We start from the raw sequence: 22,065 nt of genomic DNA on the forward strand, positions 1-22,065 counted from the left end.
GGGGAGCTACTCGCCCCGGCGGCGGATCTTGTTGCCCAGCCAGATCAGCGGATCGTACTTTCGGTCCACCGCCCGCTCCTTGAGCGGGATCAGCGCGTTGTCGGTGATCTTGATGTGCTCGGGGCACACCTCGGTGCAGCACTTGGTGATGTTGCAGTAGCCGAGCCCGTGGTCCTCCTGCGCGGACGAGGCGCGGGTCAGACCGACCTCGGAGGCCGCGTCCAGCGGATGCATGTCCAGCTCCGCGATCCGCATCAGGAAGCGCGGTCCGGCGAACGACGTCTTGTTCTCCTCGTGGTCGCGCACCACGTGACAGGTGTCCTGGCACAGGAAGCACTCGATGCACTTGCGGAACTCCTGCGAGCGCTCCACGTCGACCTGCTGCATCCGGTACTCCCCGGCCGCGACCCCCTTCGGCGGCACGAAGGCCGGGACCTGCCGGGCCTTGTCGTAGTTGAAGGAGACATCGGTGACCAGGTCGCGCACGACGGGGAAGGTCCGCATCGGGGTGACCGTGATCGTCTCCTCCGGTTCGAAGACCGACATGCGGGTCATGCACATCAGCCGGGGCCGTCCGTTGACCTCGGCGCTGCACGACCCGCACTTGCCCGCCTTGCAGTTCCAGCGGACCGCCAGGTCGCCCGCCTGGGTGGCCTGGAGGCGGTGGATGATGTCGAGCACGACCTCGCCGTCGTTGACCTCGACCTGGTAGTCGCGCAGCTCGCCGCCCTCGGCGTCACCGCGCCACACCTTGAAGTGCGCTTCGTAACTCACCCGTCGAGCTCCTCGTCCGTCAGGTATTTGAGCAGCTCGTCCCTGTCGAAGAGGTCGAGCAGGTCGCCCCGGATCGGGTCCGTCGCGCGCCGGCGCAGACCGATCTGGCCGTGGTCGGGGTCGGTGGCCGCCAGGTCCCCGGTGGGGTCGGTCAGCTCGCAGACCAGATTGACCTTGCGCCAGGCGCGGTCCATCTCCGGATGGTCGTCGCGGGTGTGGCCGCCGCGGCTCTCGGTCCGCTCCAGCGCGGCACGCGCCACGCACTCGCTGACCAGCAGCATGTTCCGCAGGTCGATCGCCAGGTGCCAGCCGGGATTGAACTGCCGGTGCCCCTCGACGCCCGCCCGCCGCGACCTGGCCCGCAGCCCGGTCAGCCGGTTCAGCGCGTCCTCCATCTCGGGACCGCGCCGGATGATGCCCACCAGGTCGTTCATCACCTGCTGGAGCTCCTGGTGCAGGGTGTACGGGTTCTCCGCGGGCCGCGCCCCGCCCGCCTGCGCGCCCTCGGCGGCCTCCGCCGCGTCCGCGTCCTCCGCGCTGAACGGCCGCAGCGCCTCGGCCGCGGCGGTGTCGATCTGCTCCTCGGGTACGACGGGACGCGCGCCCTCGACGAACGAGGCCGCGTACCGCGCCGCGTGCAGCCCGGCCCGGCGGCCGAAGACCAGCAGGTCGGAGAGCGAGTTGCCGCCCAGCCGGTTGGAGCCGTGCATGCCGCCCGCGACCTCGCCCGCCGCGTAGAGTCCCGGCACCCCGCGCGCCGCGGCCGTGTCCGGGTCCACGTCGACGCCGCCCATCATGTAATGACAGGTCGGGCCGACCTCCATCGGCTCCGCGGTGATGTCGACGTCCGCCAGCTCCTTGAACTGGTGGTGCATCGACGGCAGCCGCCGCTTGATCTCCTCGGCGGGCAGCCGCGTCGACACATCGAGGAAGACGCCGCCGTGCGGGGTGCCCCGCCCGGCCTTCACCTCGGAGTTGATCGCGCGCGCCACCTCGTCGCGGGGCAGCAGCTCCGGCGGTCGGCGGTGGGTGTCCGGGGCGGAGTACCAGCCGTCGGCCTCCTCCTCGGACTGCGCGTACTTCTCCTTGAAGACGTCCGGCACGTAGTCGAACATGAACCGCTTGCCGTCGCTGTTGCGCAGCACCCCGCCGTCACCGCGCACCGACTCGGTGACCAGGATGCCCTTCACCGAGGGCGGCCAGACCATGCCCGTCGGGTGGAACTGGATGAACTCCATGTTGATCAGCGGCGCCCCGGCCAGCAGCGCCAGCGCGTGCCCGTCGCCGGTGTACTCCCAGGAGTTGGACGTCACCTTGAAGGACTTGCCGATGCCGCCGGTCGCCAGCACCACCGCGGGCGTGTCGATCACGAACAGCCGCCCGGACTCGCGCACGTAACCGAAGACGCCCGCGACCTTGTCGTCCTGCTTGAGCACGCGGGTGACCGTGCACTCCTGGAAGACCTTCAGCCGCGACTCGTAGTCGCCGGTCTCCGCGAAGTCCTCCTGCTGGAGTGAGACGATCTTCTGCTGGAGGGTGCGGATCAGCTCAAGGCCCGTACGGTCGCCGACGTGCGCCAGCCGCGGGTACTCGTGGCCGCCGAAGTTGCGCTGCGAGATCTTGCCCTCGGGCGTGCGGTCGAACAGCGCGCCCCAGGTCTCCAGCTCCCAGACCCGGTCGGGAGCCTCCTTGGCGTGCAGCTCCGCCATCCGCCAGTGGTTGAGGAACTTCCCGCCGCGCATGGTGTCGCGGAAGTGCACCTGCCAGTTGTCACCGGAGTTGACGTTGCCCATGCTGGCCGCGATGCCGCCCTCGGCCATCACCGTATGGGCCTTGCCGAACAGCGACTTGCAGATCACGGCGGTACGCATGCCCCGCTCCCGGGCCTCGATCGCGGCCCGCAGCCCGGCGCCGCCCGCGCCGACCACGACCACGTCGTACGCGTGCCGTTCGACTTGTGTCATCTCAGAAGAACCTCGGATCGTCGAATACGCCGCTGGAGACCAGATAGATGTAGAGGTCGGTGAGGCCGACGCTGATCAGGGACGACCAGGCGAGCAGCATGTGACGGCCGTTGAGGACGCCGACCCAGCCCCAGAGGCGGTAGCGCACCGGGTGCGCGGAGAAGTGCCTGAGCTTGCCGCCCATGATGTGCCGACACGAGTGGCACGACAGCGTGTACGCCCAGATCAGGATGATGTTCACGAGCAGGACGACCGTGCCCAGACCCATGTGGCCCCAGCGGTCGTGCTCGTCGCGGAAGCCGAGCACCGTGTCGTAGGTGAGGATGCCCGCCACCGGCAGCGCGAAGTAGAAGAAGTAGCGGTGCACGTTCTGCAGGATCAGCGGCAGCCGCGTCTCGCCGGTGTACTTCGCGTGCGGCTCGGCGACCGCGCAGGCGGGCGGCGAGGCCCAGAAGCCCCGGTAGTACGCCTTGCGGTAGTAGTAGCAGGTCAGCCGGAAGCCGAGCGGGAAGACCAGCACCAGCAGGGCCGGTGACAGGCCCCACCAGTCGCCGAACAGCGGCCAGTTGGCGCCGCCCTTCATGTCCGCGCAGTTCGACGCCAGGCACGGCGAGTAGAACGGCGAGACGTAGGGCGCCGCGTAGTAGTGGCTGTTGGCGAAGGCCCGCCAGGTCGAGTAGACGACGAAGGCCGCCAGGCCGAGCGCGGTGACCAACGGTGGCACCCACCACCGGTCGGTCCGCAGATGCCGTTCGGAAATGGCCGCGCGCCCCGGCGTCAGGACGCCGCGGCGCGCGGTGGGGGAGGGGGTGGTTCCGGTGGCCAAGGAGGACTCCGAAGGAACGGGGGAGGGGACGCCGCCGGGTGCGGGCGCCGAGGGGTGCGGGGGTGGTACGGCCGCCGCGGGCCGGTGCCGCGCGCTACGGCGCGTGCCGGTGCGGCGAGCCCAGCCCCTCGTCCTCCGCGTCGGCCCACAGGCCGCGGTCGTACGGCGCGTCCGGGATCGTCACCATCTCGACCTTGCGGATGCCCGCGGTCGTCGGGACGGCCTCCTGCAGCAGAGCCAGGCTCTCCCGCAGATGGGCCGCGTCGGCCCGCACCCTGCGCATGTCCAGGCTGTCGCCCACGTGCTCGTCCAGCCGCCCGACACAGCGCATCAAATCGTCGAGCCGCCGTGTGACCGACGTCAGATCGTCTTGCAGGGACATACGGATGCCTCACCTTCTCCGCCGTGCGGGGGTGATGCGGTTGATGACGCTGCCGCGCCTGGAAGTGTCGCGCGTCACACCTTCCGTTGGGAAGACGCGTGCACCAATTCCCCTCCGGGGCGGTTCGCCGATCTCCGGGCTCGCCGCCCGCCCGGCCACCCCGCGCGGGTGGGCGCGCCCCTCATGGGGCGCCCCGGCGCCAAGGGGCCGTCCGGGTGGAAGAGCGGGGCATTGCGGTCGTGTCGGGGCGCAGACGCCACCCTTGCCCCCTCCACTGGGAAGTGATTACCCGGAAATCAGGCCAAATGAGTATGTCCCCGGTCTATGCCGGGCCGCCGGAGGTGTCCGATCCATGAACCGCAGCGCGAACCCACCCGTATTGCGCGCCGCCGTGGCGCTGACCGCCGGGGCGGCCATGACCCTGACCGCCTGCTCCTCGGGCGGCGGCGCCGCCGGGACGGCGGGCACCGACATCGCGACCGTCTCGCGCGCGGGCGTCCGCGACGGCGGGACGCTGCGCTGGGCGACCGATGAGCTGCCCCGCACGCTGAACGCGTACCAGGCGGACGCGGACGCCGACACGCTGACGATCGCGGGGGCCACCCTCCCGGCGATGTACCGGCTCGACGGCCACGGCTCCCCGCGGGCCGACAGCGACTTCCTGGCGAGCGCGGACGTCGCGCAGTCACCGCGCCAGGTGGTCACGTACCACCTGAACCCCAAGGCGAAGTGGAGCGACGGCCAGGCGGTCGGCGCGGCCGACTTCGTCGCCCAGTGGAAGGCGCTGAACGGCAAGAACAGCGCCTTCTGGACGGCCCGCAACGCCGGTTACGACCGGATCTCCGACGTGCGGCAGGGCAAGGACGCCCAGCAGGTCGACGTCACCTTCGCCAGCCCGTACGCGGACTGGAAGTCGCTGTTCAGCCCGCTGTACCCGAAGTCGGTGACCAGTGACGCGGACACCTTCAACGACGGCGTACGCACCAAGCTGCCGGTCGTCGCGGGCCCCTTCGCGGTCGAGGCCGTGGACACCAAGAAGGGCACCGTCACGCTGGACCGCAACAAGGCGTGGTGGGGCGAGCCCGCCAAGCTCGACCGGATCGTGCTGACCGCCGTGCCGGTGGACAAGCGCCCCGCCGCGCTCGCCGCGGGCACCCTCGACCTGGCTGAGATCGACCCCGGCGCGGTCACCGCCGTGAGCAGGACCAGGGGCCTGGCCGTACGGAAGGCGCCCGACGCCGCGTACGCGCAGCTCGCCATCAACGGCAGCACGGGACCGCTGGCCGACGAGCGGATCCGGCACGCCGTGGCCCGCGCCATCGACCGCAAGGCCATCGCCACCGCCGTGCTCAAGCCGCTCGGGCTGCCCGACGAGGCGCTCGGCAACCACCTGGTGCTGCCCTCGCAGGACGGCTACCGCGACAACAGCTCGGCGCTCGGCACCAACGACGTGCAGCAGGCCCAGGCGCTGCTGGCCGACGCGGGCTGGACGCGCAGCAACGCCAAGACCGGCGACCAGGCGGCCGGCGGCCCCGGCCGTACCGCGGCCTCCGGCGCCGTCACCGTCGTGGAGCCCGCGGCCGCCGTCAGCAAGGCGGGCAAGCAGCTCACCATGCGCTTCGTGCTCCCGGCGGACTCCCCGACGCTGGACGACGTCGGCACCCGGATCGCCTCAATGCTCTCCGCCATCGGCATCCGCACCGAGATCACCAAGGTCGCCGGCGACAGCTACTTCCAGGACCACATCGCCTCGGGCGACTTCGACCTGGCGCTCTACTCCTGGCCCGGCACGGCCTACCCGGCCACCGACGACACCCCGATCTTCGCCAAGCCGGTGCCCGCGCCCGACGGCTCGCTGACCGTGGCGCAGAACTACACGCGGGTCGGCACCGACCAGATCGACCAGCTCCTGGACCGGGCGGGCGGCGAGCTGGACACCTCCGCGGCCCGCGACCTGACCTCCAAGGCCGACGCCCGGATCTGGGCCGCTGCCGGTTCCATCCCGCTCTACCAGCGCCCCGGCCTGGTCGCGCTGCGCACCACCGTCGCCAACGCGGGCGCCTTCGGCTTCCAGACCCCCGACTACCAGAACCTCGGCTTCCGCAAGTAGGCGCGCGCGGCCGCGGAAAACCGTGCGATTACGGGCCCCAAATCCCCTCTGAAGCCAGCCATCGGCGGCCGAGGGGGGTTGGGGCCCGTACCATGGGGTAAGGCCGCGGCGTGACCTTGCCCGGCAGGCGAGCGCGTCAACGAGGAACGCGACGTCCATCCACGATTCCGGGAGAAGCGCCGCAGCATGTCCACGCGCCACGATATTCGTAACGTCGCCATCGTCGCCCACGTCGACCACGGCAAGACGACCCTCGTCGACGCGATGCTCAAGCAGGCCGGCGCATTCGCCGCCCACCAGCATCTCGACGATCGGATGATGGACTCCAACGACCTGGAGCGCGAGAAGGGCATCACCATTCTCGCGAAGAACACCGCCGTGAAGTACCACCCCAAGGGCGGTGGCGATGTCATCACGATCAACATCATCGACACCCCGGGCCACGCCGACTTCGGCGGCGAGGTGGAGCGCGGCCTGTCCATGGTCGACGCGGTCGTGCTGCTGGTGGACGCCTCCGAGGGCCCGCTGCCGCAGACCCGTTTCGTGCTCCGCAAGGCGCTGTCGGCGAACCTGCCGGTCATCCTCTGCGTGAACAAGACGGACCGCCCCGACTCCCGGATCGACGAGGTCGTCAACGAGACGTACGACCTGTTCCTGGACCTGGACGCCACCGAGGACCAGATCGAGTTCCCGATCGTCTACGCGTGCGCGCGGGACGGCATCGCCTCGCTGACCAAGCCGGAGAACGGCACGGTTCCGGCCGACAGCGACAGCCTGGAGCCGTTCTTCTCCACGATCCTGTCCACCGTCCCGGCCCCCACGTACACCGAGGGCGCGCCGCTCCAGGCGCACGTCACCAACCTCGACGCGGACAACTTCCTCGGCCGTATCGCCCTGCTCCGGGTGGAGGAGGGCGAGCTGCGCAAGGGCCAGCAGGTCGCGTGGATGAAGCGCGACGGCTCGGTCAGCCAGGTCAAGATCACCGAACTGCTGATGACCGAGGCGCTGACCCGCAAGCCCGCCGAGATGGCGGGCCCCGGCGACATCTGCGCGGTGGCCGGTATTCCGGAGATCACCATCGGCGAGACGCTGGCCGACCTGGAGAACCCGGTCGCGCTGCCGCTCATCACGGTCGACGAGCCCGCGATCTCGATGACCATCGGTACCAACACCTCGCCGCTGGTCGGCAAGGGCGGCAAGGGCCACAAGGTCACCGCCCGCCAGGTCAAGGACCGCCTCGACCGGGAGCTGATCGGCAACGTCTCGCTCCGCGTGCTGCCCACCGAGCGCCCCGACGCCTGGGAGGTCCAGGGCCGCGGCGAGCTGGCGCTGGCCATCCTGGTCGAGCAGATGCGCCGCGAGGGCTTCGAGCTGACCGTCGGCAAGCCGCAGGTGGTCACCAAGGTGATCGACGGCAAGATCCACGAGCCGGTCGAGCGGATGACGGTGGACTGCCCCGAGGAGTACCTGGGCGCGATCACCCAGCTCATGGCGACCCGCAAGGGCCGCATGGAGACCATGACGAACCACGGCTCCGGCTGGGTCCGCATGGAGTTCGTCGTCCCCGCCCGCGGCCTGATCGGCTTCCGTACGGAATTCCTCACCGACACCCGCGGCACCGGCATCGCGCACAGCATCTTCGAGGGCCACGAGCCGTGGTTCGGCGACCTGCGCACCCGTAACAACGGCTCCCTGGTGGCCGACCGCGCCGGAGTCGTGACGCCGTTCGCCATGATCAACCTCCAGGAGCGCGGCGTGATCTTCGTCGAGGCGACCACGGAGGTCTACGAGGGCATGATCATCGGTGAGAACTCGCGGTCCGACGACATGGACGTGAACATCACCAAGGAGAAGAAGCTCACCAACATGCGCGCCGCGTCCGCGGACAACACCGAGAACGTGGTGCCGCCGCGCAGGCTCTCGCTGGAGCAGTCGCTGGAGTTCTGCCGCGAGGACGAGTGCATCGAGGTGACCCCGGAGACGGTCCGCATCCGCAAGGTCGTCCTGGACCAGAAGGAGCGGGGACGCTCGGCCGCTCGGGCCAAGCGCTGACCGCGCAGCGCCCGTAGGGGCGCGGGGAGCCGCGCGACCAGACTCCGCCGCCGGACGGCGGGGACCGGTCACGCGCTCTCCGCGCCCCTTTTGGGTTTTTCGCACCGTCCGTTATTCGGACGTTCATCTCCGCTCACCGGCGTAAGAAAGATCACACTGTCCGTTTCGGACCTGTCTGTGTACGTTCCAGATTGTCCGAATTTTGAGCAGGCTCCTCTGCCCATCGTGACCGAAGCGAAACCAGACCCTGTTCCGAGCGACCTCAAACGTGCCCGATAGTGGACGAAGTTGAGCTCGGGTCAATGGGTCACGCGCTGATGGGGAGCGCCGACTCACGAGCACGGAAGGCCAGGCCCTTCTCCTGTCAGGGGTGTCAGGAGTGTCAGCGGCGACCGGCCTTCCTTTCACGTATCGACAGTGACTCCTGAGGAGGCAAACCCATGCGCGGTGCCAAGAGCGCCAAGTGGGTCATAGGCGCGGCAGTCGTCGCCCTCGCGGCAACCGCCTGCGGTTCCGGTGGTTCGGACAACAAGGCCGGCGGTTCCAACGACGGCATCGTCAGGGCGTGGTGGGGAGACCCCCAGAACCCCCTGGAGCCGGCGAACACCAACGAGGTTCAGGGCGGCAAGGTCCTGGACATGATCTTCATGAACCTCAAGGAGTACGACCCCAAGACGGGGAAGGCCAACCTTGAGGCCGCTGACTCGATCACCACGACCGACCAGCAGAACTTCACCATCAAGATCAAGCAGGGCCTGAAGTTCTCCGACGGCACCCCGGTGACCGCCAACTCGTTCGTCGACGCCTGGAACTACGGCGCGCTGCTGACGAACAAGCAGCTCAACGCGTACTTCTTCGCGGACATCGACGGCTACGCCGCGGTGCACCCCGACAAGGAGGGCGCCGCCCCGACCGCGAAGACCATGTCGGGTCTGAAGGTCGTGGACGACACCACCTTCACCGTCAAGCTCACCCAGAAGTTCTCCACGTGGCCCGACCGCCTCGGCTACAAGGCGTTCGCGCCGCTGCCGAAGTCGTTCTTCACCGACCACGCCGGCTACCTGAACAAGCCGGTCGGCGACGGCCCGTACATGATCGACTCGTACAGCAAGGGCTCCAGCATGAAGCTGGTCCCGAACCCGAACTACACGGGCCCGAGCAAGCCGAAGAACAAGGGCGTGCTGCTGAAGGTCTACACCGACAGCAACACCGCCTACGCCGACCTCCAGGCGGGCAACCTGGACGTCCTGGACGACGTTCCGGCCGAGCAGCTCAGCCACGTGAAGTCGGACCTCGGCGGCCGCTACCTCAACCAGCCGGCCGGCATCATCCAGACGGTCTCCTTCCCGCTGAACCAGAAGGCGTGGAGCGCCCCCGGCATGGAGAAGGTCCGCCAGGGCCTGTCCATGGCGATCGACCGGAAGACCATCACCGAGAAGATCTTCCAGGGCACCCGCACCCCGGCCACCGACCTCACCTCCCCGGTGCTGGGCGCGGCCGGCGGTTACAGCGACTCCGTCGGCGGCGAGTCGGTCACGTACGACCCGGTCAAGGCGAAGCAGCTCATCCAGGAGGGCGGCGGCATTCCCGGCGGTCACATGACCATCGGGTACAACGCCGACACCGGCTCGCACAAGCAGTGGGTCGACGCGGTCTGCAACAGCATCAACAACGTGGTGGGCAACAACAAGGCGTGCGTCGGCGCCCCCACCGGCACGTTCGCGGACTTCCGCAACCAGATCACCAAGGGTGAGATGACCCAGCCGTTCCGCTCCGGCTGGCAGATGGACTACCCGCTGATCGACAACTTCCTGACGCCGCTGTACGTGACGGGCGCCAGCTCGAACGACTCGCACTACAGCAACCCGCAGTTCGACTCGCTGATCAAGCAGGCGAACTCGGAGCCGGACACCGCCAAGGCGATCGGGTTCTACCAGGACGCCGAGAAGATCCTGATGAAGGACATGCCCGTCATCCCGCTCTGGTACCAGAACGGTGGCGCCGGCTGGTCGTCCCGTGTGTCCAACGTGACGGAGAACGCCTTCAGTGTCCCCGTCTTCACCGACATCACGGTCAACAACTGACCTGATGCGGTAAGCGCGCCCGCCATGGCACCCCGTGGCGGGCGCGCGTTCGGGGGGAACTGACAGCAACCGCTCGCGGTGCGGAGGTCGGCCGGGGTCACAAGCCCCGGCTCACGTCTGCCCCGATCCCTGGAGGACAGATGGGGCGCTACGTCATTCGACGACTGCTCCAGATGGTTCCGGTCTTCATCGGAACCACCTTTTTGATCTTCGTCATGGTCTACGCGCTCGGCGACCCGGTGGCCGCCATGTTCGGCGACCGGGCGCCCGACCCCGCCACGGCGAACCAGATCAGGCACGATCTGTATCTGGACCACTCGCTGCCCGCGCAGTACGGGCACTACATGTGGCAGATCCTCAGCGGCAACTTCGGTACCGCCGCCACCGGGCAGCCGGTCACCGAGCTGATGGGCACGGCCTTCCCGGTCACCATCCGGCTGACCATGGTCGCCTTCGCGATCGAGGCGGTCGTCGGCATCGGGCTCGGCCTGCTGGCCGGGCTGCGGCGCGGACGGTTCGCGGACTCGGGCGTGCTCGCGTTCACGCTGCTCGTCGTGTCCATCCCGACCTTCGTGACCGCCTTCCTGCTCCAGTACTTCGTGGGCGTGAAGTGGGGCCTGGCCAATCCGGCGGTCGCCGAGGGCGCCCCGATCGGTGACCTGATCCTGCCGGGACTCGTCCTGGCCGGTGTCTCGCTCGCCTATGTGGCCCGGCTGACCCGTACCTCGGTCGCGGAGAACTCCCGCGCGGACTACCTGCGCACGGCCGTGGCCAAGGGCCTGCCCAAGCGCCGGGTGGTCACCGTCCACCTGCTGCGCAACTCGCTGATACCCGTGGTGACCTTCCTCGGCACCGACCTCGGCGCGCTCATGGGCGGCGCCATCGTCACCGAGCGGATCTACAACATCCACGGCGTCGGCTACCAGCTCTACCAGGGCATCCTGCGGCAGAATCCGCCGACCGTCGTCGGCTTCGTGACGATCCTGGTGATCGTCTTCCTGGCCGCCAACCTGCTCGTCGACCTGCTTTACGCGGTCCTGGACCCGAGGATTCGCTATGTCTGAGATGTCCGACGCCCGGAGCGCCGCGAACGCGATATCCACAGCGCCCGCCGGGCTGCCCGTGGACGGACCGCTCGGCCCCGGGGAGCCGTCGAAGCCGTCGCGTGAGGCGGAGCGCGAGAAGCCGCGCAGCCTGTGGAACGACGCCTGGCACGACCTCAGCCGCAAGCCGATGTTCTACGTGTCCGGGCTGCTGATCCTCTTCCTGGTCGTCATATCGATCTGGCCCAGCCTGATCGCCGGCGGCAGCCCGCTCTCCTGCGACCTCGCCAAGTCGCAGAACGGGGCGACCTCCGGGCACCCCTTCGGCTTCGACCAGCAGGGCTGCGACGTCTACACCCGTACCGTCTACGGCGCGCGCGCCTCGGTGTCGGTCGGTATCTTCGCGACCCTGGGCGTCACCGTGCTGGGCTCGCTGCTCGGCGGCCTGGCCGGTTACTTCGGCGGCTGGTGGGACTCGATCCTCTCCCGGATCAGCGACATCTTCTTCGGCATCCCGATCCTGCTCGGCGGCATCGTCTTCCTGTCCGTGGTCAAGGGCGGCAGCGTCACCACCGTTTCGCTCTTCATGATCCTGCTCGGCTGGCCGCAGATCGCGCGTATCGCGCGCGGCTCGGTCATCACGGCCAAGCAGCAGGACTACGTGCAGGCGGCGCGGGCGCTCGGCGCGGGCAACGCGCGGATGCTGCTGCGGCACATCGCGCCGAACGCGCTCGCCCCGATCATCGTCGTCGCGACGATCGCGCTGGGCACGTACATCTCGCTGGAGGCGACGCTGTCGTTCCTCGGCGTGGGCCTCAAGCCGCCGGCCGTCTCCTGGGGCATCGACATCTCCCAGGCGTCCACCCAGATCCGCAACGCGCCGCACATGCTGCTGTGGCCCGCGGGCGCGCTCAGCGTGACGGTGCTGGCGTTCATCATGCTCGGCGACGCGGTGCGCGACGCCCTCGACCCCAAGCTGCGCTAGGAGGTACGGCGTTGACTGTCATCGATGAGACCGCGAACGCCCCGGCGCCCGGCGTGCCGACGGCTCCGCTGCTCGAAGTACGGGACCTGCACGTCGAGTTCCACACCCGCGACGGTATCGCCAAGGCCGTGAACGGCGTCAACTACTCGGTGAACGCCGGGGAGACGCTGGCCGTGCTCGGCGAGTCCGGCTCGGGCAAGTCCGTGACCGCGCAGGCGATCATGGGCATCCTCGACATGCCGCCCGGCCGTATCCCGCAGGGCGAGATCCTGTTCCAGGGCCGCGACATGCTCACGATGTCCGGCGAGGAGCGGCGCAAGCTGCGCGGCCGGAAGATCGCGATGATCTTCCAGGACGCGCTGTCGTCCCTCAACCCGGTGCTGTCGGTGGGCTACCAGCTCGGCGAGATGTTCCGGGTGCACCAGGGCCTGTCCCGCAAGGCCGCCAAGGCCAAGGCGGTCGAGTTGATGGACCGGGTGCGCATCCCGGCGGCGAAGGAGCGGGTGAACGACTACCCGCACCAGTTCTCCGGCGGTATGCGGCAGCGCATCATGATCGCGATGGCGCTCGCCCTCGAACCCGACCTGATCATCGCGGACGAGCCGACCACCGCGCTCGACGTCACCGTCCAGGCGCAGGTGATGGATCTGCTCGCTGAACTCCAACGGGAGTTCAACATGGGCCTGATCCTGATCACCCACGACCTGGGTGTGGTCGCGGACGTGGCCGACAAGATCGCGGTGATGTACGCGGGCCGGATCGTGGAGAGCTCGCCGGTCCACGAGATCTACAAGAACCCGGCGCACCCGTACACCAAGGGCCTGCTCCAGTCGATTCCCCGGCTGGACCAGAAGGGTCAGGAGCTGTACGCGATCAAGGGGCTGCCGCCCAACCTGCTGCGTATCCCGTCCGGTTGCGCCTTCAACCCGCGCTGCCCGATGGCGCAGGACATCTGCCGGACCGAGGTGCCCGTGCTGCACACGATCGGCGACGGGCGCGGCAGTGCCTGCCACTTCTGGAAGGAGACGCTCGGTGAGTGACCTCTCGAACCGGGGTGAACCCATCCTCCAGGTGCGGAACCTGGTGAAGCACTTCCCGCTGACGCAGGGCATCCTGTTCAAGAAGCAGGTCGGCGCGGTCAAGGCGGTCGACGGGATCTCCTTCGACCTCTACCGGGGCGAGACGCTGGGCATCGTCGGCGAGTCCGGCTGCGGCAAGTCCACGGTCGCCAAGCTGCTGATGAACCTCGAACAGGCCACCGCGGGCGAGGTGTTCTACAAGGGCGAGGACATCACCAAGCTGACCGGGCGGGCCCTGAAGGCCGTCCGGCGCAACATCCAGATGGTGTTCCAGGACCCGTACACCTCGCTGAACCCGCGCATGACGGTCGGCGACATCATCGGTGAGCCCTTCGACATTCACCCCGAGGTGGCTCCCAAGGGGTCGCGCCGCAAGCGTGTCGAGGACCTGCTGGACGTGGTCGGCCTCAACCCCGAGTACATCAACCGGTATCCGCACCAGTTCTCCGGCGGCCAGCGGCAACGCATCGGCATCGCACGGGGGTTGGCGCTCAACCCGGAGATCATCATCTGTGACGAGCCGGTCTCCGCGCTCGACGTGTCGGTGCAGGCCCAGGTCATCAACCTGATGGAGAAACTCCAGGACGAGTTCACCCTCTCCTACCTCTTCATCGCGCACGACCTGTCGATCGTCCGGCACATCTCCGACCGCGTCGGCGTGATGTACCTCGGGCGGATGGCGGAGATCGGCACCGACACCGAGATCTACGAGCACCCGACCCACCCGTACACCCAGGCCCTGCTCTCCGCCGTCCCGGTCCCGGACCCGGCCGCGCGCGAGCACCGTGAGCGGATCATCCTCTCCGGCGACGTGCCCTCCCCGGCCAACCCGCCCTCCGGCTGCCGCTTCCGCACCCGCTGCTGGAAGGCCGAGTCCCGCTGCGCCGAGGAGACCCCGCTGCTGGCGATCCCCGCCCGCTTCCAGGGCGGCTCCACCCCGGCCACCCACGAGTCGGCCTGCCACTTCGCCGAAGAGAAGGACGTCGTCGGCGCCGCCTGACAGTCCCGCACCCCAGAGGGGCGCCTCCCCCATCCCGGGCGGCGCCCCTCTCGCGCGCGTCAGGGATGGGCGGCCTCGCGGTCGGCTTGGCTGCGCAGGACGCAGAATTCGTTGCCCTCGGGGTCGGTGAGGACGGCCCAGCCGGTGCCGTCGGGGTTGCGGCGGTCGGTGAGGAGGGTGGCGCCGAGGGCGAGGAGGCGGTCGACCTCCTCGTCGCGGGTGGTGTCAGGGCGCAGGCACAGGTGGACGCGGTTCTTGGCCGTCTTGGGCTCGGGCACCTGGTTGAAGTGGAGCAGAGGGCCGTCCGCGAGGAGCACTTGGACCTCCGGGTCGCCCGGCCGGTCCTCCGGATCCAGCGGACGGCCGGTGACGCCGCTCCAGAAGAGAGCCAGGCTGTAGGCGTCCGCACAGTCGATCGCCACGTTCTGCACTACCGAGACCATGGCCCGAGCCTTCCCGATCCCGGCGCCCGGCGCCACCGGGTATCCGCCGGGCCGGTCCGCAGGCCGGACGGTGCCGCTCCGCCACCGCACGGGACCGGACGGCCGAGCGGGCGCGTCCGCCTCCATTCTTGACGCGGACAGATCACTTCATGCGTGCCGTGACACGGCTTTCTGACAGTGCGTAGCGCAATGGCCAACGCATTGGACATGCCGACACGGAGCAGTAGAAGTGCGACTTTGGCTCTATTGCGGTGTCATGGGTGACTAAGTGTCATTTGTGATCCATGAGGAGGCACGCGATGCGCGGAGCCACGCGCTTGAAGTGGGCCGTCTGTGCGACGGCCGTCGCCCTGGCAGCCGCCGCCTGCGGCAGCAGCAGCAACAACAGCGGTGGGGGCGGCGGCGGCAGCGGCTCCGGCGTCGTGCGCGCTTCCTGGGGCGACCCGCAGAACCCGCTGGAGCCCGCCAACACCAATGAGGTGCAGGGCGGCAAGGTGCTCGACATGGTCTTCCGCGGCCTGAAGAAGTACGACCCGAAGACCGGCAAGGCGACCGACATGATCGCCGACTCGATCACCACCACCGACTCGCAGAACTTCGACATCAAGATCAAGTCTGACTGGACCTTCAGCAACGGCGAGAAGGTCACTTCCGACTCCTTCATCAACGCCTGGAACTACGGCGCGCTGCTGAAGAACGCCCAGATCAACGCGTACTTCTTCCAGTACATCGACGGGTACGACAAGGTCCACCCGGACACCGCGGGCGCCAAGTCCTCCGCGACCACGCTCTCCGGTCTGACCAAGGTCAGCGACACCGAGTTCAAGGTGAAGCTCAACCAGAAGTTCTCCACCTTCCCCGACACCCTCGGGTACTCCGCGTACTACCCGCTGCCGAAGGCGTTCTTCGACGACCACGCCGCCTGGCTGAAGAAGCCGATCGGCGACGGCCCGTACACCATCCAGTCGTACAGCAAGGGCTCGCAGATGAGCCTGCGCAAGTGGGACGGCTACAAGGGCCCGGACCCGGCCCAGAACGGCGGCGTCGACCTGCGGGTCTACACCGACAACAACACCGCCTACACCGACCTCCAGGCGGGCAACCTGGACCTGGTCGACGACATTCCGGCCTCGCAGCTCAAGAACGTCAAGAGCGATCTCGGCGACCGGTACATCAACCAGCCCGCCGGCATCATCCAGACCCTCGCCTTCCCGCTGTACAACTCGCGCTGGTCGTCCGCGAACTCCGCGAAGGTCCGGCAGGGCCTGTCGATGGCGATCAACCGCCCGCAGATCACCCAGCAGATCTTCCAGAACACCCGCACCCCGGCCACCGACTGGACCTCCCCGGTGCTGGGCGCGTCCGGCGGCTACAAGTCCGGTCTGTGCGGCGCCGAGTGCACGTACGACGCGGCCAAGGCCAAGCAGCTCATCCAGGAGGGCGGCGGCCTGCCGGGCGGCAGCATCACCATCGGCTACAACGCCGACACCGGTTCCCACAAGGAGTGGGTCGACGCGGTCTGCAACAGCATCAACAACGTGCTGGGCAACAACAAGGCGTGCGTCGGCGCCCCCACCGGCACCTTCGCCGACTTCCGCAACAAGATCGTCAACAAGCAGATGGACAACCCGTTCCGGTCCGGCTGGCAGATGGACTACCCGCTGATCCAGAACTTCCTCCAGCCGCTGTACTACACCAACGCGTCGTCCAACGACTCGCACTACAGCAACGCCAACTTCGACAAGCTGGTCAACCAGGCCAACGCCGAGACCGACACCGCCAAGGCCGTCGGCCTCTTCCAGGACGCCGAGCGCCAGCTCGTCAAGGACATGCCCGCGATTCCGCTGTGGTACCAGAACGGCAGCGCCGGGTACTCCGACAAGATCACCAACGTCGAGCTGAACCCGTTCAGCGTCCCGGTCTACAACGAGATCAAGGTCAAGTGACGTCCGCCGGAGGCCGCACCGGTAACCCGGTGCGGCCTCCGGCCGCTCCGCTTCCCGCCCCTCCCCGTCACTGCTCGGAAGGCCCTTCGGAAGGCACCGCATGGGACGCTATGTGATCCGGCGGCTGCTCCAGATGATCCCGGTGTTCATCGGCAGCACATTCCTGATCTTCCTCATGGTCTACGCGCTCGGCGACCCCGTCGCCGCGCTCTTCGGCGACCGCGCACCTGACCCCGCCACCGCTGCCCAGATCCGCTCGGACCTGCACCTGAACGACCCGCTGTGGAAGCAGTACGTGCTCTACATGGGGAACATCTTCCGCGGCGACTTCGGCACCGCCTTCAACGGGCAGTCCGTCACCTCCCTGATGGGCAGCGCCTTCCCGGTCACCATCCGGCTCACCGTCGTCGCCATCATCTTCGAGATCATCATCGGCATCCTGCTCGGCGTGATCACCGGCATGCGGCGCGGCAAGCCGATCGACACCGGGGTACTGCTGATGACCCTGGTCGTCATCTCGGTGCCCACGTTCGTGACCGGCTACGTGCTCCAGTACCTGTTCGGCGTGAAGCTCGGCTGGGTCAGCCCCTCGGTCTCGCCCAGCGCGCCGTTCAACGAACTGATCCTGCCGGGCCTGGTCCTCGCCCTGGTCTCGCTCGCGTACGTCACCCGGCTGACCCGTACCTCGATCGCCGAGAACACCCGCGCCGACTATCTGCGCACCGCCGTCGCCAAGGGCCTGCCACGCCGCAAGGTGATCTTCCGGCACCTGCTGCGCAACTCGCTGATCCCGGTGGTCACCTTCATCGGCACCGACATCGGCGGCCTGATGGGTGGCGCCATCGTCACCGAGCGCATCTTCAACATCCACGGCGTCGGCTTCCAGCTCTACCAGGGCATCCTGCGCAACAACTCGCCGACGGTGGTCGGCTTCGTCACGATCCTGGTGCTGGTCTTCCTGCTGGCGAATCTGCTAGTCGACCTGCTGTACGCGGTCCTGGACCCGAGGATTCGTTATGCCTGAACAGAGCAACCCTCTCGACCCCGGCCAGTCCGTCTCGGCCGCGGGCGGTGGCGGCGGCTTCGACCTGGCGGCGGAGGAGGCCGGGTCACTGGAGAAGGGGCCGGGGCACGACGGCGGCGACCCCGCGGAGAAGCCGCGCAGCCTGTGGTCGGACGCCTGGCGCGACCTGCGGCGCAACCCCATCTTCATCATCGCCGCGCTGATCATCCTCTTCCTGGTGATCATCTCGATCTGGCCCGGACTGATCGCCACCCAGGACCCGCTGAAGGCCGACCTGTCCAAGGCCCAGCAGGGCGCGAGCCCCGGCCACCCCTTCGGCTACGACCAGCAGGGCCGCGACGTCTACACCCGCGTGGTCTACGGCGCCCGCGCCTCGGTCACCGTCGGCGTCTGCGCGACCCTGGGCGTGGTCCTCCTCGGCAGCGTCCTCGGCGGCCTGGCCGGGTTCTTCGGCGGCTGGTGGGACGCGGTCCTCTCCCGGATCAGCGACATCTTCTTCGGCATCCCGGTCATCCTCGGCGGCCTGGTCTTCCTGTCCGTGGTCACCAACAGCACCGTCTGGCCGGTGATCGGCTTCATGGTGCTGCTCGGCTGGCCGCAGATCGCCCGTATCGCCCGCGGCTCGGTGATCACCTCGCGGGAGAACGACTACGTGCAGGCCGCGCGGGCGCTGGGCGCGGGCAACTCCCGCATCCTGCTGCGGCACATCACGCCCAACGCCGTCGCGCCGGTCATCGTCGTCGGCACCATCGCGCTGGGTACGTACATCGCGCTGGAGGCGACCTTGTCCTACCTCGGCGTGGGCCTCAAACCGCCCACCGTCTCCTGGGGCATCGACATCTCCGACGCGTCCTCGCAGATCCGCAACGCGCCGCACATGCTGCTGTGGCCCGCGGGCGCGCTGAGCATCACCGTGCTGGCCTTCATCATGCTCGGCGACGCGGTGCGCGACGCCCTCGACCCCAAGCTGCGCTGAGGAGCCCGTACATGAGCACCGAGTACCTGGCCGCAGAACACACCAGCGCCCCGCCCAGCGGCAACCTGCTGGACGTCCACGATCTGCACGTCGAATTCCGTACCAGGGACGGGGTCGCCAAGGCGGTCAACGGCGTCACGTACTCGGTGGCCGAGGGCGAGACGCTGGCCGTGCTCGGCGAGTCCGGCTCCGGCAAGTCCGTGACCGCGCAGGCGATCATGGGCATCCTCGACTCGCCGCCCGGCTTCATCACCAAGGGCGAGATCGTCTTCCAGGGCAAGAACCTGCTGACGATGGTCGGCGAGGAGCGGCGCAAGGTCCGCGGCGCGAAGATGGCGATGGTCTTCCAGGACGCGCTGTCCTCGCTCAACCCCGTGCTCACCGTGGGGGAACAGCTCGGCGAGATGTTCACCACCCACCAGGGCATGTCGAAGAAGGACTCGCGGATCAAGGCCGTCGAGCTGATGGAACGGGTCCGCATCCCCGCCGCCGCCGAACGCGTCAAGCAGTACCCGCACCAGTTCTCCGGCGGTATGCGGCAGCGCGTGATGATCGCCATGGCGATGGCCCTGGAACCCGCGCTGATCATCGCCGACGAGCCGACCACCGCGCTCGACGTGACGGTGCAGGCGCAGGTGATGGACCTGCTGGCCGAACTCCAGCGGGAGTTCAACATGGGCCTGATCCTGATCACCCACGACCTGGGCGTCGTCGCCGATGTGGCCGACAAGATCGCGGTGATGTACGCGGGCCGGATCGTGGAGAGCTCGCCGGTCCACGAGATCTACAAGCGGCCCGCGCACCCGTACACCAAGGGCCTGTTGCAGTCGATCCCGCGGCTGGACCAGAAGGGCCAGGAGCTGTACGCGATCAAGGGGCTGCCGCCCAACCTGCTGCACATTCCGCCCGGCTGCGCCTTCAACCCGCGCTGCCCGATGGCCCAGGAGATCTGCCGCACCGATGTGCCCCCGCTGGCGAAGGTGAGCCCCGACCGGGCGAGCGCCTGCCACTTCTGGAAGGAGACGCTCGGTGAGTGAACAGCCCGTCATGCACAAGGACCCGGTCAAGGCGGCGCACGAGCCGATCCTCGAAGTACGCGACCTGGTCAAGCACTTCCCGCTGACCCAGGGCATCGTGTTCAAGAAGCAGATCGGCGCGGTCCAGGCCGTCGACGGTGTCTCCTTCGACCTCTTCCCCGGCGAGACGCTGGGCATCGTCGGCGAGTCCGGTTGCGGCAAGTCGACCGTCGCCCGGCTGCTGATGAACCTCGAAGTGCCCACCGCCGGACGCATCCTGTACAAGGGCGAGGACATCAGCAAGCTGTCGGGGCGGGCCCTGAAGGCCGTCCGGCGCAACATCCAGATGGTGTTCCAGGACCCGTACACCTCGCTCAACCCCCGTATGACGGTCGGCGACATCATCGGTGAGCCGTACGAGATCCACCCCGAGGTCGCGCCCAAGGGCGACCGGCGCAAGCGCGTACAGGACCTGCTCGACGTCGTCGGCCTCAACCCCGAGTACATCAACCGCTATCCGCACCAGTTCTCCGGCGGCCAGCGGCAACGCATCGGCATCGCACGGGGGTTGGCGCTGCGACCCGAGATCATCGTGGCCGACGAGCCGGTCTCCGCGCTCGACGTCTCGGTGCAGGCCCAGGTGATCAACCTGATGGGCAATCTCCAGAAGGAGTTCAACCTCTCCTACATGTTCATCGCGCACGACCTGTCGATCGTCCGGCACATCTCCGACCGGGTCGGCGTGATGTACCTCGGCAAGATCGTCGAGATCGGCGGCGACGAGGCGATCTACGAGCACCCGACCCACCCGTACACCCAGGCCCTGCTCTCGGCCGTCCCGGTCCCGGACCCGGCCGCGCGCGAGCACCGTGAGCGGATCATCCTCTCCGGCGACGTGCCCTCCCCGGCCAACCCGCCCTCCGGCTGCCGCTTCCGCACCCGCTGCTGGAAGGCCCAGGAGCGCTGCACCCTGGAGGAGCCGCTGCTGGCGGTCCCCCCGGCCTTCCGCGGCACGGCGGGCCCGGCCGAACACGACTCGGCGTGCCACTTCGCGGAGGAGAAGCAGGTCGTCCCGAACGACTGACCGCGCGCCGCGGCCGGGAACGTGCGAGGGGCGCCGGCAACGCGAGACGGCCCGTACCCGGGTGGTGCTGGGGTGTCCGGGTACGGACCGTTTCCGAGCGGAGGCTGAACTGAGCCCGGGTCAAAGGGTCTTGTCAGCCGCCTCCTCGATCGCGGCCAGCGCGGGGTCGAGGACGATGTCCTCGTCCCGCGCCGCGATCGTCGGCTCTTCCGGGAAGTGACAGGCCGTCAGGTGCCCGTCCGTGTTCCCGCCGATCTGGACCAGCGGCGGTTCCTCCGTCGCGCACTTGTCCTGCGCCTTCCAGCACCGGGTGCGGAAGCGGCAGCCGGACGGCGGGTTGATCGGCGACGGCACGTCACCGGCCAGCCGGATCCGCTCGCGGTCGTCCGCGTGGTCCACGTCCACCTCGGGCACCGCGGACAGCAGCGCGTGGGTGTACGGGTGGCGCGGGCGCAGGTAGATCGAGTCGCGGTCGCCGACCTCCACGACCTTGCCCAGGTACATCACCGCGACGCGCTGCGAGAAGTGCCGCACGATCGCCAGGTCGTGCGCGATGAACAGGAACGCGATGCCCATCTCCTCCTGCACCTTCTGCAGGAGGTTGACGACCTGGGCCTGGATCGACACGTCGAGCGCCGACACCGGCTCGTCCGCCACGATCAGCTTCGGCTTGAGGGCCAGCGCCCGTGCCACGCCGATGCGCTGCCGCTGACCGCCGGAGAACTCGTGCGGGAAGCGGTTGTAGTGCTCCGGGTTGAGACCGACGGTCTCCAGCAGCTCGCGCACGTGCTTCTCGCGCCCGCCGGGCGGGTTGATCCCGTTGATCTCCATCGGGCCGCCGATGATGGTGCCGACCGTCTGGCGCGGGTTCAGCGACGAGTAGGGGTCCTGGAAGATCATCTGGATCTCGGACCTGATCGGCGCCAGGTCCTTGCGCGAGGAGTGCGCGATCTCCTGGCCCCGGTACAGCACGCTGCCCGCGGTCGGCTCCAGCAGCCGCGTGATCAGCCGGCCGGTCGTCGACTTGCCGCAGCCCGACTCGCCCACCAGGCCGAAGCTCTCGCCGGCGTGGACCTCCAGGTCCACCCCGTCCACGGCCCTGACGGCGCCCACTTGGCGCCTGAACGGAAAACCGCCGTAGATCGGGAAGTGCTTGGTGAGGTCCTTGACCTCCAGCAGCTTCTCGCCGATGGGCCTTTTGTCGCGCTGTTCCGGGACCGTTTCGGTCACGGTAGCGCTGGTGTCGTTGCTCATGGTGGTATGCCTGCCCCTGGTGA

Annotated in this window: 18 protein-coding genes; 12 read left to right on the plus strand and 6 right to left on the minus strand. The window is 68.6% G+C overall.

What is annotated here, in order from left to right; translation table 11 throughout:
- Positions 1-6: 6 nt before the first annotated feature.
- The 4 genes from ACFZBB_RS26865 to ACFZBB_RS26880 all read right to left on the minus strand — a co-directional run bounded on the left by ACFZBB_RS26865 (position 7) and on the right by ACFZBB_RS26880 (position 3,946).
- Positions 7-774 (minus strand): succinate dehydrogenase/fumarate reductase iron-sulfur subunit, encoded by a 768-nt coding sequence (locus ACFZBB_RS26865; protein WP_391127301.1) that lies wholly within the window; start codon positions 772-774, stop codon positions 7-9.
- Complete coding sequence (locus ACFZBB_RS26870) at positions 771-2,738, minus strand: fumarate reductase/succinate dehydrogenase flavoprotein subunit (protein ID WP_391127304.1); 1,968 nt, start codon at positions 2,736-2,738, stop codon at positions 771-773. Before ACFZBB_RS26870 ends, ACFZBB_RS26865 begins: the two co-directional genes overlap by 4 nt.
- Position 2,739: 1 nt before the next feature.
- Positions 2,740-3,564, minus strand: a complete 825-nt coding sequence (locus tag ACFZBB_RS26875; protein ID WP_355348294.1) for a hypothetical protein — start codon at positions 3,562-3,564, stop codon at positions 2,740-2,742.
- 94 nt (positions 3,565-3,658) lie between these two features.
- The gene (locus tag ACFZBB_RS26880) at positions 3,659-3,946 is read right to left on the minus strand and encodes a hypothetical protein (RefSeq protein ID WP_391127307.1); all 288 of its coding nucleotides are present in this window, start codon (positions 3,944-3,946) and stop codon (positions 3,659-3,661) included.
- A gap of 352 nt (positions 3,947-4,298) precedes the next feature.
- Here ACFZBB_RS26880 and ACFZBB_RS26885 point away from each other — a divergent pair, with 352 nt between their 5' ends.
- The 7 genes from ACFZBB_RS26885 to ACFZBB_RS26915 all read left to right on the plus strand — a co-directional run bounded on the left by ACFZBB_RS26885 (position 4,299) and on the right by ACFZBB_RS26915 (position 14,299).
- Positions 4,299-6,056, plus strand: a complete 1,758-nt coding sequence (locus ACFZBB_RS26885; RefSeq protein WP_391127310.1) for an ABC transporter substrate-binding protein — start codon at positions 4,299-4,301, stop codon at positions 6,054-6,056.
- A gap of 186 nt (positions 6,057-6,242) precedes the next feature.
- The gene (gene typA / locus ACFZBB_RS26890; protein ID WP_391127313.1) at positions 6,243-8,108 is read left to right on the plus strand and encodes a translational GTPase TypA; all 1,866 of its coding nucleotides are present in this window, start codon (positions 6,243-6,245) and stop codon (positions 8,106-8,108) included.
- A 440-nt stretch (positions 8,109-8,548) separates the two neighbouring features.
- A complete protein-coding gene (locus ACFZBB_RS26895; protein ID WP_391127316.1) occupies positions 8,549-10,192 on the plus strand; it encodes an ABC transporter substrate-binding protein in 1,644 nt (547 codons plus the stop codon).
- A gap of 140 nt (positions 10,193-10,332) precedes the next feature.
- Positions 10,333-11,256 (plus strand): ABC transporter permease, encoded by a 924-nt coding sequence (locus ACFZBB_RS26900; protein ID WP_188285682.1) that lies wholly within the window; start codon positions 10,333-10,335, stop codon positions 11,254-11,256.
- 1 nt (position 11,257) lies between these two features.
- Positions 11,258-12,220 carry an ABC transporter permease subunit gene (locus ACFZBB_RS26905; protein ID WP_391127525.1) on the plus strand — a complete coding sequence of 321 codons (963 nt, stop codon included), beginning with the start codon at positions 11,258-11,260 and terminating at the stop codon, positions 12,218-12,220.
- Between the two features lie 11 nt (positions 12,221-12,231).
- Positions 12,232-13,260 carry an oligopeptide/dipeptide ABC transporter ATP-binding protein gene (locus tag ACFZBB_RS26910; protein ID WP_391127319.1) on the plus strand — a complete coding sequence of 343 codons (1,029 nt, stop codon included), beginning with the start codon at positions 12,232-12,234 and terminating at the stop codon, positions 13,258-13,260.
- Complete coding sequence (locus ACFZBB_RS26915; protein ID WP_355348275.1) at positions 13,223-14,299, plus strand: dipeptide ABC transporter ATP-binding protein; 1,077 nt, start codon at positions 13,223-13,225, stop codon at positions 14,297-14,299. The genes ACFZBB_RS26910 and ACFZBB_RS26915 overlap by 38 nt, the downstream gene beginning before the upstream one ends.
- 59 nt (positions 14,300-14,358) lie before the next feature.
- Here ACFZBB_RS26915 and ACFZBB_RS26920 read toward each other — a convergent pair whose 3' ends face one another.
- Entirely contained in the window at positions 14,359-14,742 is a 384-nt protein-coding gene (locus ACFZBB_RS26920; protein ID WP_391127321.1) for a VOC family protein, read from the minus strand.
- 299 nt (positions 14,743-15,041) lie between these two features.
- Here ACFZBB_RS26920 and ACFZBB_RS26925 point away from each other — a divergent pair, with 299 nt between their 5' ends.
- From ACFZBB_RS26925 to ACFZBB_RS26945, 5 genes are all read left to right on the plus strand, one after another.
- Positions 15,042-16,688, plus strand: a complete 1,647-nt coding sequence (locus tag ACFZBB_RS26925) for an ABC transporter substrate-binding protein (protein ID WP_391127324.1) — start codon at positions 15,042-15,044, stop codon at positions 16,686-16,688.
- Between the two features lie 100 nt (positions 16,689-16,788).
- Positions 16,789-17,712, plus strand: a complete 924-nt coding sequence (locus tag ACFZBB_RS26930; RefSeq protein ID WP_391127327.1) for an ABC transporter permease subunit — start codon at positions 16,789-16,791, stop codon at positions 17,710-17,712.
- Positions 17,705-18,688 (plus strand): ABC transporter permease subunit, encoded by a 984-nt coding sequence (locus tag ACFZBB_RS26935; RefSeq protein WP_391127330.1) that lies wholly within the window; start codon positions 17,705-17,707, stop codon positions 18,686-18,688. Before ACFZBB_RS26930 ends, ACFZBB_RS26935 begins: the two co-directional genes overlap by 8 nt.
- A gap of 11 nt (positions 18,689-18,699) precedes the next feature.
- The gene (locus ACFZBB_RS26940; protein ID WP_391127333.1) at positions 18,700-19,725 is read left to right on the plus strand and encodes an oligopeptide/dipeptide ABC transporter ATP-binding protein; all 1,026 of its coding nucleotides are present in this window, start codon (positions 18,700-18,702) and stop codon (positions 19,723-19,725) included.
- Between the two features lie 10 nt (positions 19,726-19,735).
- Positions 19,736-20,788: a dipeptide ABC transporter ATP-binding protein gene (locus ACFZBB_RS26945; RefSeq protein WP_391127528.1), complete on the plus strand. Its 1,053-nt coding sequence runs from the start codon at positions 19,736-19,738 to the stop codon at positions 20,786-20,788.
- 120 nt (positions 20,789-20,908) lie between these two features.
- On the opposite strand, the gene ACFZBB_RS26950 is transcribed toward ACFZBB_RS26945, so the two are convergent.
- Positions 20,909-22,042 (minus strand): dipeptide ABC transporter ATP-binding protein, encoded by a 1,134-nt coding sequence (locus tag ACFZBB_RS26950; RefSeq protein ID WP_391127336.1) that lies wholly within the window; start codon positions 22,040-22,042, stop codon positions 20,909-20,911.
- Positions 22,043-22,065: the final 23 nt, after the last annotated feature.

The organism is Streptomyces sp. NPDC008139 (assembly GCF_042957025.1).
In the GTDB taxonomy this organism is placed as follows: Bacteria; Actinomycetota; Actinomycetes; order Streptomycetales; family Streptomycetaceae; genus Actinacidiphila.